The organism is Blautia sp. NSJ-175 (assembly GCF_022867815.1).
In the GTDB taxonomy this organism is placed as follows: Bacteria; Bacillota; Clostridia; order Lachnospirales; family Lachnospiraceae; genus Blautia; species Blautia celeris.
In genome coordinates this window covers 22,056-36,521 of the sequence record NZ_JALIFQ010000022.1, presented here as the reverse complement: position 1 = coordinate 36,521, position 14,466 = coordinate 22,056, and the positions used below count along the sequence as shown (strand labels likewise).

The following is a 14,466-nucleotide window of genomic DNA, read 5'->3' as shown; positions in this document are numbered from 1 at the left end:
CTTAACAATATCTGGCCAGGCTTATATGATACCTGTTCTTTTTTGTGATGCCTCCCACTTCCTCAAAACGGAACTTTCCTCTGCCGCGCACAGACACAATATCTCCTTCCTTCAGGTTATATCCGTTGGAGAGAATGTTTTTTCCGTTCACAAATACCTTTCCCCCTTCGATCAGAGAGATGATACTGCTTCTGGAAGTGGAAAATGCCAGTGCGATGACACTGTCCAGCCTCACAGAGGAAACCGTGCCGGAAACTTTTTCTGTTTTCAGGACAGGCACATCCTCCAGCGCATCAAGAAGCTTTGGCACTACGTTCGTATGGCGGACGCGGCACAATTCCTGCATGAGAAACGGCGCCATGTTCTCATGGCAGAAGACATGGGCTGTCTTCCCGTCCACCAGGATATCCCCGATCTTGCTTCTCTCAATACCCAGGTTTAATATGGCTCCCAGATAATCCCTGTGCGTCAGGCTCTCTGCGAATTTCTCCGCCGCAGGCCGGATCTGGATGCAGGAGATGGGATAATCCTGCTGAAAGAAAAGAGCATCAGGGATGAATGCTGCCATCTGACGCTCTGCCAATGCATAGCCTCCGAAGGTCTCCACTTTGACCCCTGATTCATTCTTTGGCAGGCTGTGCAACATATGCAATTCATTTAAGTCCAGAAAATCAGAGAAAGTAAGAACACCGCGGTAATAGGCATTCTTACTTAACTCTTTCATACGTTTTTCAAATAAAACTTCTTTTTCCATGGTTTGTCCACTCTGTCCTTAATATTCGGTCCGTATGGACGGGATGTCAAAAGCACCGCTTAATATCTGCTGATAGTCTCCTGTAATGTCCACGCTTGCCGGTGTCAGAATAAATATGTAGCTGGACACTTTCTGCAGGCTTCCGCCTATGGAATAGCAGGAACCTGAAGTAAAATCAATGATCCTCTGTGCAACTTCCATATCCAGGCCTTCCAGGTTCAGGATAACGGTGCAGTTGGCGATCAGTGTATCTGCAATTTCTCTGGTATCTTCCATATTGGTGGGCTTGATCACGCAGACTTCCATCGCGCTGCCTGTTCTTTTTACCTGACGCATCGGGGTAACCTTGGAGGAGGAAGCGGAAGCTGAAGATGGGGACTTGACCGTCTTTTGCGGTTTGGCTGTCTTGGCAGCTTTGGGAGCAGGCTGTTTCTCCGCTCTTCTGCGCGGTTCGTAGTCATCTAAGTCGTCATCATCTTCCTCTAATTTTTTGAAGAAACGTCTCTTGGGTTTTTCGTCATCGAAGTCGTCATCGAACTCATCATCCAGAAATTCGTCATCGTCGTAATCGTCGTTCACTTTGATTGCATCTAAAAACTTATCTAAAACACCCATGATAAAATCTCCAATCTTATTTGCTATAATCTCTTTCTCCGAAGATGCCGGTTCCTACACGGACCATGGTGGCACCCTCTTCAATGGCAACCTCATAATCACCAGTCATGCCCATGCTGAGCACGGCCATAGTAACATTATTAAATTTTTTCTCTTCAATGTCAACACTTAATTTTCTTAAATTTCTAAAAACTTCCCTGTTTTCTTCAGCATTTTCAACAAATGGGGCGATGGTCATCAGGCCCTTCACCGAAATATTCGGAAGTTTTGAAATGGCCTCTGCCAGTGCTGCCGTCTCTTCCGGGCGTACACCGAATTTGCTGTCCTCACCGGCCACATTGACCTCAATGAGAATATTGGCTGTGACGTTTTTCTTTCCGGCTTCCTGGCTGATTGCCTCTGCCAGGCGCAGGGAATCCACGGAGTGGATCAGAAAGGCTTTGTCCACAATGTATTTTACTTTATTTCTCTGCAGATGCCCGATCATGTGCCAGCGGATATGGGAGGGAAGTGCCTCCTCCTTGGCGGTCAGCTCCTGCACCTTATTCTCGCCGAAATCCACTACGCCCAGAGGGAGAAGCTCCTCTATCATGGACATGGGTTTTGTCTTGCTCACTGCGATCAGGGTAACCTCATCCCGGCTCCTTCCGGCACGCCGGCAGGCTTCTTTTACTTTTTCTTCTACTGCAAGATAATTTTCACATACACTCATGTTTCATCTCTCCTTACTTTCCTGTCAGTATATCTTCTTCTTTTACGCTCTCTCCGTCCTCCACAATTCTGTCAAAGGCTTCCAGACCGTAAGAAGTGTTGGTTTTTACAATACAGTATTCTTCATTCTGGTCAATGATATCAATCTGCCGGAACACCGCGTATCCTTTGTTCATGCTGTAGACACCCTCCAGATAATCAATCTCACCGACCACAAAGGTTTCCTCTGTTTCCGGCTTACGGAGTACGTCCCCGTCCTTAAAGGTCTGCTTGTCCACATAACAATAACCGTCCTTGGAGCCGGTGTCATCGGTGTTTTCGGATACCTCTGTATCCTGACTCTCTTCCGCTGTATTTTTATAAATCGTGGCTGATACAAACTCTGTTGTCTTTTCGCCGCCCTTGGTGACTGTCTCCCGGAGAAATCCGGCGGAATCCTCGTTGCCGCCTTTCGTCAGAAAAGAAGAGGGAATCATATAGAATTCTTTGGTGACAATAGAGCTCATGGGTATTTTTAAACCGCTCTGGGTGTTGATGACCAGTTCTATCTTCAGAAACCGGTCAGCAGCATAGCGCACCATGCCGTTTTTCAGGGCGATCTTCGCCACTTTTTGGCTTCCCACATTCAATATGGAGAGCTGTCCTGTCTGTGTCTCGCCGTCCTTTAAAAACTTCACTTTGATGCTGCTGCGGTCTGCAAGCTTGGCAGCCAGTTTATCGGAGAGAGGGACCATAAGGGTCCAGTTATCATCCCGGATCAGTTTATAGACCGGGTCTCCGGCCTTAATCTCTTCGTCTGTGAGAAGGTCATTTTTCTCGTAGGCTTTCTGGCTGAAATCCTCCTCCGTCAGATCCTCCACGGTCTTTCCCTCATACCCGTCTGTGGAATACACCACAAGACCGGCATTCGGCGCTGTATGTACCACCTGGTTTCCAAAAGTCTTGGACCCCTGGATGACAGTTACGCCGCTCTCCTCTTCGTCATCCTCCACAGCGTCAGCCGGCGCTTTCTGGGAAGATAATGCCTGTTGGAAGATAAGACCCTGCATCTCATATTTGAAGCTGTAGGTATCGTAGAAATCCGTACCGCTGAAGTTGTTGGAAAAATCCGCGATCCCAGCGCGTACTTCCTCCAACTGGTCTTTGGACAGTGTGATGTCAGCCTTGACATTTTTGGTATCACTCAGAGCATAGACATTGCCGTTCTTGCGTACTTTCATTCCCTCCCTGGCATAGTAGCGCACATATCCGGGGCTTTCCGCAGTGACGATCTCCTCATCTCTGACAGCTAAGGCTGTGCTGACCGGGTTCCTGGACAAGGGTCCGGCTGTCACCTGATAGGAAGTGACATGGGTGGAGGTGATATAGAGCAGAACCGTTATCAGCATATAAATGAACAGTGCCCCGAAAAGCAGTGTGGCGATATTAAAAGTAAAAATCTTTTTTATGATTTTCAGCAGGTTTTTTATGAATGTCAATATTTTTTCTCTCAATTGGAATGAAAATCTCCTTTCATTATCGTTTTCCATTTTAACATTTTCAGCATTTAAGTACAATAGCCAATTTTATTGTATAAAAATTATAAATAATGCAGAAAATAGAAAAAGATAAAGGAGGAATTATCATGAAATCAAATGGATTAGATTATACCGCATTGGTTATTACCGTTATCGGTGCCCTCAACTGGGGATTAATCGGACTGTTCCGTTTTAATCTGGTTACATTCCTGTTCGGAGACATGACATGGCTTTCCAGAATTGTATATGTCATCGTAGGAATCTGCGGACTCTATCTGCTGAGCCTCTTCGGAAGGATCACATCTCTGGGTGACCGCTGAGCACGCACAAAAAGAAGCCGCCGCACGCCTGGTTTTTTCAGGGTGTGCAGCGGCTTTTTGCTCTTTTGTTTTGTTTATTTTATAAGGATGTAACGATCATATGCTTTACATCTTCAGGAAGATCCTTTTCGTCTTTTGAAAGGCTGATAATAAAGGAAATCTTATAAGTCTCTGAAATCTTTTCAAGGCTGGCCATAACTTTTGAAATATTCTCCGGACAGGATTCCAGTCTGGAAATCTTCAGGAAACCATCCAGGTACATCTGCTCCAGATCATGATCCTGGGAAACAATACCGCGGATAAAACCAACGAATTCATCACTGTTTTCAATACCGTACTCCATCACATCAATCAGACGGATTTTATTATTCAGCTCATACATGTGCTTTGTACTCTTATCTAAGTAAACAACTGAGCCGTTCGCGTTCTTGACCTCAGCATTAGCCTTGTCTAGAAGAATTTTTGTCTTTCCTTTACCTTTTTCACCTACAATTAACTGAACCATCGCATTTTCCTCCTTAGCCGCACGTAATATGTATATTTACTAAAAACGTGGTTATCTTGGAATTAATTATAGTGCATTTCGTTCAAAAATACAATGGTAAAATAAAAAATTTCTGCTATTTTTTGAAATTTCATTTTTTCTTCAGGAACGGTTCACTTTCTCCAGAAGCTGGTTCATTCGCTCATACAAAACAGGTTTGTTTTCTGCATCCAGAACGATGGACACATATGGTTCCCCATAGTTATTCTGTACCATTAAAGCCAGGCAGGCGCCTGCTTTTCCCGTGGTACCGGTCTTGCCGCCCAGGATGGTAACGCCCTTTGGTGCGCTGGACTCGCCTGTCAGATACTGGTCTGTGGCATCCAGCCACTTCTGCATGGCAGTTCCGTCCGCTGCTTTGTAATTAATGGTATAATTGCTTAACTGGGTGATATCTGTGAACTCCTGATGTTTCATGGCTTCATTTAACATCAGATAAATGTCGTAGACCGTGGTGTAATGGTCATCATCGTGAAGACCGTGTGGGTTCACAAAATGTGTTCCCGTCATACCGAGACGCTGGGCCTCCTCATTCATCATATCCACAAAGCTTTCCACACTGCCGCCTACGGTTCTGGCAATAGCCATGGCCGCGTCATTGGCGGAATAGACAAGAAGCGCATGGAAGAGCTGGTCCATGGATATCTGGTCTCCCTCCAAAAGCCCGCAGACCTGGGAATCTGCCTCAAGCTGGACGTCCTGTGCCTGAATGGTCACAACCTCATCCATGTTGGCCTTATCAAGAGCTACCAGTGCTGTCATGATCTTGGTGATACTGGCCGGATAGGATTTCTCATACAGAGATTTTGAAAAAAGCAGTTTTTTATCTTTGATGTCAAAGAGCGCTGCCCTCTCCTCCCCCTGAGTCTCGATCCCTTCCAGAGGTGTGTCACCTGCGCCCACGCACAAATCCGCTGCCACGCCTTCCGCCACCAGGGAATCCTCGCCTATGGTCTGACCGAATACTTCGGTGGTCAGCTTAAAAGCCATGGGTGCATCCACCGCCTGTTTTCCCTTCAGCATGAAAATCCCCAGGACACCTGCAAGAAGCAGGATGACGAAAAACATACTGAGAAACAGGGTGCGTCTGATCTTACGTTTTCTCTGTGCTTTTTTGGAAAGCCTTTTTTTCGGTTTATTTGTACATTTCACGCCAGTCTAACTCTCCTCTGTCAAGTGATTTGATCATCATTTCTGCTGTTGCAAGATTGGTTGCCAGCGGGATATTATGTGTATCACACAGATGAAAAATCCGTTTTACATCCGGATCATGCTTCTGCGGTGCCAGCGGCTCACGCAGATAAATGATAAGGTCCATCTGGTTCTGCTCGATCAAAGCGCCCATCTGCTGTTCACCGCCCAGGTGTCCGGCCAGGAATTTGTGTACTGTTAGATTGGAAGCCTCCTCAATGAGCCTGCCTGTTGTGCCGGTGGCATACAGGTCATTTTTTGACAGGACGCTCCTGTAGGCAATGCAGAAGTTCTGCATTAATTTTTTCTTAGAGTTGTGTGCGATTAATCCGATGTTCACGATTTTTCTACCTCCCTGTAGGTTCTGTTTTTCTGAAGACTGACATTTAACACCAGTCCCATACCGATATAAAGGCTTACCATGGAAGAAAGCCCATAGCTGACAAAGGGAAGCGGCGTACCTGTGTTGGGGCCAAGTCCCGTTGCCACGCAGATGTTGATAAAGCTCTGTACTGCTATTATGGAAGCCATACCGTAGCATATAAGGCTGCCGGATAGATCCTTGGCCCTCCTGCCCGTCCTCATACATTCAAAGATGATCAAAAACATAAGCAGCAGCAGCGCCGTACAGCCCAGAAATCCCAGTTCCTCACCTGCAACGGAAAAGATAAAGTCTGTCTGGCTCTCCGATACAAAGTTTCCCTTGTTGGCAGTTGCCACCTCATTGTTGTTTAATCCTTTTCCTGTCAGTTTTCCGGAACCGATGGCCATGATGGAATTCTGCTGCTGGAGGACATCGTCGGAATATTCTTCCTCCTCAGGATACAAAAATGTCATGATTCGGTCTCTCTGGTAATCTTTTATGAGCTTCTGGTCCGGCTGTATGACGATGAACAGAAATACAACCACCAGAGGTATGGCGATCAGCAGCGCCCCGCCTATAATTTTATAACTCAGTCCTGCGAGATACAGCAGTATACAGAAAAGTATAGCAATTGTGATGGTATTTTTCAAGTCCGGCTGGTTATAAATCAGAAGCAGAGGTATGGCAATCAGCACCACTGTCTTCAATATTGTCTTAAATGTATTCAAATCTTCCTCGTGTTCCATTAAGTAGCGTGCGAGAAACAGAATGATGATGATCTTCGACAGCTCTGTGGGCTGGAACTGGAAACTTCCGATACTCAGCCATCTGGCGGCACCTTTTGATTCCGTACCGAACAGCCGTACCAGAAGAAGCATGAGGATATTGCCCACATACATGATCCAGTAAAAGTTCAGGATCCAGCTGAAATCCATCAGGGATATGATCACCATGACGATAAACCCCAGCATCATACCGAAGAACTGCTTTTTCTGCAGATCCGGTTCCGCACTTCCTACCAGCAGCACTCCCATAAAGGTGAGCACAACCAGAAACAGCACCAGTCTGAAATTATAGTCGCGTAGTTTATATTGTTTAATCATGAAAACACCTAGTTTTATCCTTAAAGTCCTTTTTTACCTGTTCCTAAAAACCGGGATAGGATTCCTGTATATCTGCTTTCAGAGGAATCTTTGCCAAAACGGTGGTGGTATCCTTCAGATAACGGATTTCCACTTTCTGTTCCTGTACGGTGAAATATCTGCTCACTGCACGGATCATATCGTTTTGAAGCATGGTCATCATTTGTGGAGAACAATCCAGCCTCTCGGATACGAGGAGAAGCTTCAGCCGGTCTTTTGCTACATGACCGGAACGTTTATTCCGAAAATGAATCAACACGCAGGCCCTCCCTTACCTTATTATTTTTTAAAGATACCGGACAGCCTTTTGAATACACCCTGCTTTGCCTGGAAATTCAGGAAAGGTACATCCTCTCCCGCTATCCTGCGGCAGATGTTCAAAAATGCCTGTCCTGACATGGAATCCTGCCCGCAGAGAGGTTCCCCCTGATTCGTGGCAATGACCACAGCCTCGTCATCCGGGATCGCGCCCAGAAGCTCCACTGCCAGAATCTCCGTGACATCTTCCACGGACATCATCTCCCCGCGTCTTATCATATCCATGCGCAGACGGTTGATGATAAGCTGTACTCTTGGCATTTCATTTGCCTGGAGAAGCCCGATGATACGGTCAGCATCACGGATGGCGGAGACTTCCGGTGTGGTTACCACAATGGCCCGGTTCGCCCCTGCAATGGCGTTTTTGAAGCCCTGTTCAATACCTGCAGGGCAGTCCAGCAGAATATAGTCAAATTCTTCTGACAGATCATCTGTCAGCTTAATCATCTGTTCAGGCGTGATAGCTGTCTTGTCTCTGGTCTGGGCCGAGGGCAGAAGGCAGAGATTGTCACACTGTTTGTCCCGGATGAGCGCCTGCTTCATACGGCAGCTCCCCTCAATGACATCGATCAGGTTATAGACAATCCTGTTCTCAAGCCCCAGAACCACATCCAGGTTCCGAAGCCCGATGTCTGTGTCCACCACGACAACCTTTTTGTTGAGCTTTGCAAGTCCAAGGCCCAGATTTGCCGTAACGGTGGTTTTTCCGACCCCGCCTTTTCCGGAAGTCACTACAATAATTTCACTCATATCCTATCCTCCTAAATCCTTTTTGAAACCGCGCAACAGTTCAGACAAGCTGAACCGCTGCGAAACTGCGGTATTAACCGCCTTTACTTTTCATGCGTATTTTCAAGACTCAAAAAAGGTTTAGTCTGTCTGCTGTGTACTTCCGCCTGCGGATGCCGTTCCGGTCACGATCGCATCTTTATCCACAAGATTGTACTTATAGCTGATTACATCTTTTGCTACTGCTGCCGCATTGGTGGAACTGTAACCATTGGCAATGCGGACTGCCATGGCGATCTCCGGATTGTCCGATGGAGCAAATCCGATGAAAAGTCCGTGGCTGGGCCGGGTCGTAACCTCCTGGGCGGTACCGGTCTTACCGGATACCGGGTAATCAAAATCCTGGAAGGCATCATTGTTTTCTACTACTTCCCGCATTCCTGCGTGGATGATATCCCATTCATTGTTGGGAATATCCATAGTAGCCTTCAGCTCCGGTGTGTAGTCTTCGATGAGGTTTCCTTTGGAGTCTGTAACTTTATCAAGAAGGGACAACGAATAAATGTTTCCCCGGCTTGCGATTGTGGTGGCGTAGCGCGCCAGCTGTGAGGTTGTGTAGTTGTTGGTACCCTGTCCGATGGCAGATGCCACGGCAGCCTCGTCTGTGATCTGCGGTTCGGCCTCTGTGATCTCAAGGCCCGATTTCTGGTCAAGCTGGAACAGTTCTGCATATTTGCGGAGCTTTTCAAGTCCCAGAGAATCCGAGAAATTCCCGTCGGAGTCCGTGCCCAGGTCATAGACCACCTGGTTAAAGAAGGTATTACAGGAATTCTTGATGGCCCCCTGTATTCCCAGATAGCCGTGTCCGGTGTGCAGCCAGCACTTGATGGGCGGCGTAACTTTTGTAAATTCACCGGTACAGGTCACACCATAATTATCGTCCACAAGTCCCTCTTCCATTCCTGCTACTGCCGTCACAATTTTAAATGTGGAACCGGGTGCAGTCTTCTGCTGTGTGGCCTTATTAAAGAAGGGCCTTGAAAGGTCAAGGGAAAGCTTCGCGTAATAATCTACATCCATCTGATTGGCCAGACGGTTATTGTCATATCCGGGATAGGTGACACAGGCCAGCACTTCCCCGGAATTTACATCTGTCATCACAAGAGAGCCGGAGCAGGGATCAAGGGCCAGCTGTGCCGGCGTGATCTCCAGACTGCTGATCTTCTCCTTCAGAAAATCATAGGATTTCTTCTGTCCGGAGGCAAGGGCGTTATAGGTCTCCTCGTCAGCCTCAAGAATTCCCTGGTCAAAGAGAACCAGACAGAGCTGGTTTCCGGATATGGTATCCGACAGGATCATGTATTTATATATGATCTTGGAGAATTCCGAATCATTTGTCAGGGACTCTGTCAGATATTCGGAAAGTGCATTATACACTTCTGTGGAATCCAGATAATCTCCCTCCGCGTAGAACTGGGAGATATCGATCCAGTTCTGGCTTGCCGCGTAAGTCAGAAATTCTTTTAAGCTGATGGAACTGTCTTTTGTCCATGCGATATAGGTCGGGTCCGAAGCATCTATGGCGTCCAGAGAGAGGATTCCCTTTTTGTTCATAAGGAAATCGTTGACAATATAACTCTGATACTCCTGCATTTCTTTTGGAAGGTCCTTATAGGCCTCCGGTGCAGCAGCGGTCAGCTCCTGCCGGATGGATTCAAAGACCTCTGCCTGTTTCTGGGTGAACAGGCCGTAGATGGTCTGCTCAGTCTCAGAGGCATCTTCTTCCTTAAAGTGACTGGTATCTATGACGCTGTTGCCGATCAGGGCATTATATACATCATAGATTGGTGTCCGGATGTTGCTGGTATCATTGTTGGTGGAATCCTGGTCGAACTCCTTAGCCATAATAATATTATCGGAAAGGATACCTGCGATCTTCTGCTCCAGTACATGATAAGCCAGCTCCTGCAGGTCCTTGTCAATGGTCAGGTAAACATCATCACCGGATACAGGCTCAATCCTGGAATCCTCATTGATCTGCAGTACTTTGCCCAGGTTGTCAACCGTTACCTGCTCCTGCCCGTCTTTTCCCTGCAGGGTGGTCTCCATGTACTGCTCAATTCCTGTTTTGCCGATCACAGCATCTGTGGAGTAGTCCGCATTATCTTTTTTTAACTCTTCCAATTCCTCTGCGGAGGCTTTGCCGGTGTATCCGATAATGGGGGCAAAATACACGCCGTCGTCATACACGCGGATGGAGTCTTCCATAATATCAACGCCCTGCAGCTTGTCCTTATTCTCCATTACCATGGCAACGGTCTCCTCGCTCACATTGGTGGCGATGGTGGCCGGCACATATTTTTTGAAGCTGTTGGCAGACAGCGCATAACGGATGCGGACAATGGCCAGGGTTTCCTCCGGGGTGAAGGATTCCGGCAGGTCATGTTTTTTCAGCTCTTCCGCTGTGTACGGGTCATCTTTATTTACAAGGCCGAAGCGCTCCGCGCTGCACAGATAATCCATGATCTTTTTGGCGGAAGCATTCAGCTGGTCTTCTTCCAGGGAATCGATCTTAGCCTGTCCGTAGACATCGGCCTTAAAACGGTTCAGTGTGAAATCCGTGGCGTCGAAGGCATATTCCCCGTTTTCATCCACCACAATGTGAAAGGAGGTGTCCAGGGACTCGCCGTTGGCCTCCAGAATCTTCATCAGGGAATAGGCCACATAATTGAGGGTCAGGTTTTTCTCCCGGTTGGAGTCATAGGTCCCGTTATCCTCCAATATAATGGAATAGGACAACTGGTTATGAGCAAGAAGCTGGCCGTTCCGGTCACGGATATTTCCGCGGGTGCTCTTGATGGTACGTGTTTTTGTGGTGCTCAGATTAAAGTTGTCGGCGTATTCGTCTCCCTCTATGATCTGTAGTTTGAAAAGATGCTGTATCAGGATGAAAAACATAAGAATGAATACCAGAAACAGCACAGTGGTACGTTTGATACAAATTTTCTTTAAAAAGTTTTTTATTTTCTTAACCAAATAGAATCTCTCTCCTTCATTTCCAGTTCTGTCAGCCGCTTGTTAATGTTAAAGAGTAACCTGTAGAGAAGAACAGTCATAAGAACCGTATAGATCATTTCCGGGATGATGATCCTTCCGAAATAATAGTAAAATTGTACGCGTCCCCGCATCAGATACTGCATCCCGTAAACCAGGCCGCCGTAAACCAGATCGCCTGCAGCCGTGAGTATGATGGGAACACGCAGCTCCTCGTCATAAAACAGCTTGCAGCAGCAGCCCGCCGCGTAGCCGATACACAGATAGACTAAGGCGTAAAAGCCCAGCAGTCCGTCCGAGAGCAGATCCTTCAGTAAGCCACAGCAAAATCCAATCCAGATGCCGTTTTTCTTTCCCCGCATAAAGCCAAAGGAAATGGTCAGAATCAACAGCAGGTTCGGCGAAATGGAGCCGATGGAAAGGGCCTTGAAAAGGGTTCCCTGAAGGATGGCACAGATCAGAATCAGAAGGAGGGTTACCACTTTCCTTTGAATTCTCATTTATGAATCTCCCTTCTGCTGTTTCAGTTCTTTGATCACAAGTACCTCCTGCAGATGTTCAAAGTCCACCGCAGGTGTCAGAGTTCCTGTCTTAGTAAGATTGTTGGGGTCTTCTTCTATCTCACTTACATATCCTATCAGAATTCCCTTCAGAAATTTGTCGCTCACTGCGGATGTAACAATTTTTTCGCCTTCCTGTATTTTATCGTCCTGGTCTTTGAGATGGATAAACTGCAGTTTGCCCTCATCGATCAGACGCATGTCACCTGAAACAATGCAGGTGTCGGAGGTGGTCATGGTCATGGCACCCACGTTGCTGGTGTCATCAATGATGGACCGAACGGTTGCCCAGTTTTTCCCCACCTCTGTGACTATGCCGACCAGTCCGCTTCCTGCAATGACATTGCAGTCTTTCTGGATGCCGTCATCGCTGCCTTTATTGATGGTAAAGGTGGAAAACCAGTTGCCGGAATTCTTGCTGATGACCTCAGCGCCTACCTTGTCGTACTCGCTGTACTCTTTGTCAAGGTCGTAAAGCTTTTTCAGACGGTCCAGTTCACTGATGGACTGGGTCAGGCGGCTGTTCTCAGCGGTGAGTTCATCCACCTTGCTCTGAAGCTTTTTATTCTCCTCCACCAGCTTTTTTTTATTGCGGAAGCCGGAGGTCATATCGCTTAGGGCGGTTCCTACTTTATTGATGCCGTTCTGGAAAGGTACAACGGCGTAGCTGGCTGCCTTCCTGACCGGTGCGGCCGGAAATTTTCCTGCGAAGGTGAGGAGCATCAAACTGATGCACACCAGAATCATCACAACCAGGATGTGTTTACTTTTTATGTTCCAATCATGCTTTTTTTTCATTCTATAAAACCTCAGCTTTTTATTCATGTCAGCAGAAAGTCCACGGGATGTGCTTTCTGTTATTTCACCCATTTTCTGAGAGACTTGCTTCCTATGATCTCCTTAATACCGTATATGGTGCACAGATCATAGAACCGTGACAGACAGACTTTTTGTCCTGTCTGTCTGCTGATGAACCATTCGATATCCGGAATTTTTGTAGTGCCTCCGGTGAGATTGATGCCTTCCCTGGAAATATTCTGGCGAATCTGGGGCGGCGTCCGCTCAAGAAAAAAGCGTATTTCCTCGCAGATAGTGCCAAGAGGCTCTAAAATGGCCTCATAAACCATTCGGGAAGACACGACACCCTCCTGGGGCAGACCCGTGAGGCTGTCCACTCCCGCCACTTTCCTGGCCTCTTTTTTGTCTTCTTTTAAGTAGGCCAGGGAGAATTTCAGACGCCTGGCAGTACGGCTTCCGATATTCAGATTGCACCGGCGGCGAACCATATTTTGTATGGATTCATTTAACTGCTTACCGCCGATCTCCACAATTTTACTCAGAACCACTCTGCCCTTTTCAATGACAGAGATCTCACAGCTCTGCGCCCCGATATTTACCACCATGGAGCCTTTTGTCTTGTTGATGGGTATTCCCAGCGCTACCGCATCGGCGATGGTCTTTTCTACCATATATATCTTATTTTTTCTACTGGAATTTCCTATTGTATAGTAGGCCCTCTTTTCTATCTCGGATAAATCTGCGGGAACTGCAAGGTACAGTGTATTTCCGAAAACCGTACCGGCGCCCGCTTTCTCCAGAAGCGAATGCAGAACCATCTCCGTATGGTTGATATCTGCAATTTTGCCGAATGTCATGGGAGTGATGACCGAGACATTTGAGGGGTTTTTTTCAAAAATCTCATAAGCATCATTGCCTGTGGCCAGGATCTGTTTTCCGTTCCGAATGGCAATCATGTTCTTTTCCGTTAAGATGGTGTCCTGCTGGCAGGAATAGATTTTCACCATACTGGTGCCTAAATCCACACCGAACGTTTTATGAAATGGCATATTGTGCTCCCCTTTATTTATGACCAAGAAAGCCCGCTGCGCGTTCTTTCTATATATCTATTTATTCAAATAAACCCTGCTCCCGGAAGCTTATGTAACGGCAGTCTCCGATAATGATGTGATCCAGAAGCGGGATGCCCAGCATTGCGCCGGCATTCTGAACTCTCTTCGTAATGTTAAGATCCGCCTTACTTGGGGTCGGGTCTCCGCTTGGATGGTTGTGTACCAGCAGGATTCCCACCGCGTGATAGGAAAGAGCGGCAAGAAAAATTTCCCGCGGGTTTACCAGGGACATATTCACAGTCCCCTTAAAAACAGTTTCTTCCCCCAGGCGATGATTTTTGCAGTCCAGCATCATACAAAGCAGCAGCTCCTGTTCCTGATGGCGGAGCTGCTCCATGTAGAAATTGGCAATGGATGCCGGATGATCAAAGGAAACACCCTTTTCTGCCACAGAGACTGCAATCCTCTTGGAAAGTTCACCGATACATTTGAGCTGTACGGCTTTCACTGTTCCGATTCCCCGTATACTTTTTAACTGCTGGAGGCTCAGCTGGTGAAGGCCGGGCAGGCCTTCTTTGTCCCGGGAAAGGTGTAGCACCTCCCCTGCAAGCTCCAGTGAGGAGCTGCCGCTTGAGCCGGAGCGCAAAAGCACTGCCAGCAGTTCTTCATCAGTCAGTGCCTGAGCTCCAAGCTTCAGACACTTTTCGTATGGCCGGTTTTCATTTGGTATTTCTTTGATTTTTCTATTGTCATTCATATGATTTTCCACATACTCTCTTCAGCATGGTATGGGCATC

16 protein-coding genes are annotated in these 14,466 nt (G+C 47.2%); 1 reads left to right on the top strand and 15 read right to left on the bottom strand.

Annotated elements, in window-relative coordinates; all coding sequences use genetic code 11:
- Position 1: 1 nt before the first annotated feature.
- Genes MUB35_RS24500 through MUB35_RS24485 form a run of 4 tightly spaced genes read right to left on the bottom strand, consistent with a single transcriptional unit; the run spans position 2 to position 3,558 of the window.
- Entirely contained in the window at positions 2–754 is a 753-nt protein-coding gene (locus tag MUB35_RS24500) for a YlmH family RNA-binding protein (protein ID WP_033142409.1), read from the bottom strand.
- An 18-nt stretch (positions 755–772) separates the two neighbouring features.
- A complete protein-coding gene (locus MUB35_RS24495) occupies positions 773–1,369 on the bottom strand; it encodes a cell division protein SepF (protein WP_033142410.1) in 597 nt (198 codons plus the stop codon).
- Between the two features lie 16 nt (positions 1,370–1,385).
- Positions 1,386–2,081, bottom strand: coding sequence for a YggS family pyridoxal phosphate-dependent enzyme (locus tag MUB35_RS24490; protein ID WP_033142411.1), 696 nt, complete (start codon positions 2,079–2,081; stop codon positions 1,386–1,388).
- A 13-nt stretch (positions 2,082–2,094) separates the two neighbouring features.
- Positions 2,095–3,558, bottom strand: a complete 1,464-nt coding sequence (locus MUB35_RS24485; RefSeq protein WP_242849995.1) for an HlyD family efflux transporter periplasmic adaptor subunit — start codon at positions 3,556–3,558, stop codon at positions 2,095–2,097.
- A 146-nt stretch (positions 3,559–3,704) separates the two neighbouring features.
- Between MUB35_RS24485 and MUB35_RS24480 the strand changes: the two genes are divergently transcribed.
- A complete protein-coding gene (locus MUB35_RS24480) occupies positions 3,705–3,917 on the top strand; it encodes a DUF378 domain-containing protein (protein WP_033142413.1) in 213 nt (70 codons plus the stop codon).
- A 79-nt stretch (positions 3,918–3,996) separates the two neighbouring features.
- On the opposite strand, the gene MUB35_RS24475 is transcribed toward MUB35_RS24480, so the two are convergent.
- The 11 genes from MUB35_RS24475 to radC all read right to left on the bottom strand — a co-directional run bounded on the left by MUB35_RS24475 (position 3,997) and on the right by radC (position 14,426).
- A complete protein-coding gene (locus MUB35_RS24475) occupies positions 3,997–4,422 on the bottom strand; it encodes a hypothetical protein (protein WP_033142414.1) in 426 nt (141 codons plus the stop codon).
- Positions 4,423–4,563: 141 nt separating this feature from the next.
- A complete protein-coding gene (locus MUB35_RS24470; protein ID WP_033142415.1) occupies positions 4,564–5,613 on the bottom strand; it encodes a D-alanyl-D-alanine carboxypeptidase family protein in 1,050 nt (349 codons plus the stop codon).
- On the bottom strand, positions 5,597–5,992 hold the full coding sequence (locus MUB35_RS24465) for a methylglyoxal synthase (protein WP_033142416.1): 396 nt from the start codon (positions 5,990–5,992) through the stop codon (positions 5,597–5,599). The genes MUB35_RS24470 and MUB35_RS24465 overlap by 17 nt, the downstream gene beginning before the upstream one ends.
- Entirely contained in the window at positions 5,989–7,119 is a 1,131-nt protein-coding gene (locus tag MUB35_RS24460; RefSeq protein WP_033142417.1) for an FtsW/RodA/SpoVE family cell cycle protein, read from the bottom strand. The genes MUB35_RS24465 and MUB35_RS24460 overlap by 4 nt, the downstream gene beginning before the upstream one ends.
- Positions 7,120–7,162: 43 nt before the next feature.
- On the bottom strand, positions 7,163–7,417 hold the full coding sequence (gene minE / locus MUB35_RS24455; protein WP_225305322.1) for a cell division topological specificity factor MinE: 255 nt from the start codon (positions 7,415–7,417) through the stop codon (positions 7,163–7,165).
- 20 nt (positions 7,418–7,437) lie between these two features.
- Positions 7,438–8,226, bottom strand: a complete 789-nt coding sequence (gene minD, locus MUB35_RS24450; RefSeq protein WP_033142419.1) for a septum site-determining protein MinD — start codon at positions 8,224–8,226, stop codon at positions 7,438–7,440.
- A gap of 120 nt (positions 8,227–8,346) precedes the next feature.
- Positions 8,347–11,241: a penicillin-binding transpeptidase domain-containing protein gene (locus MUB35_RS24445; RefSeq protein WP_033142420.1), complete on the bottom strand. Its 2,895-nt coding sequence runs from the start codon at positions 11,239–11,241 to the stop codon at positions 8,347–8,349.
- Complete coding sequence (mreD, locus tag MUB35_RS24440; protein WP_081960454.1) at positions 11,226–11,759, bottom strand: rod shape-determining protein MreD; 534 nt, start codon at positions 11,757–11,759, stop codon at positions 11,226–11,228. Before mreD ends, MUB35_RS24445 begins: the two co-directional genes overlap by 16 nt.
- On the bottom strand, positions 11,760–12,617 hold the full coding sequence (gene mreC / locus MUB35_RS24435; protein ID WP_033142445.1) for a rod shape-determining protein MreC: 858 nt from the start codon (positions 12,615–12,617) through the stop codon (positions 11,760–11,762).
- 59 nt (positions 12,618–12,676) lie between these two features.
- Complete coding sequence (locus MUB35_RS24430) at positions 12,677–13,666, bottom strand: rod shape-determining protein (RefSeq protein WP_244806978.1); 990 nt, start codon at positions 13,664–13,666, stop codon at positions 12,677–12,679.
- 61 nt (positions 13,667–13,727) lie between these two features.
- Complete coding sequence (gene radC, locus MUB35_RS24425; RefSeq protein WP_033142422.1) at positions 13,728–14,426, bottom strand: RadC family protein; 699 nt, start codon at positions 14,424–14,426, stop codon at positions 13,728–13,730.
- Between the last annotated feature and the right edge of the window lie 40 nt (positions 14,427–14,466).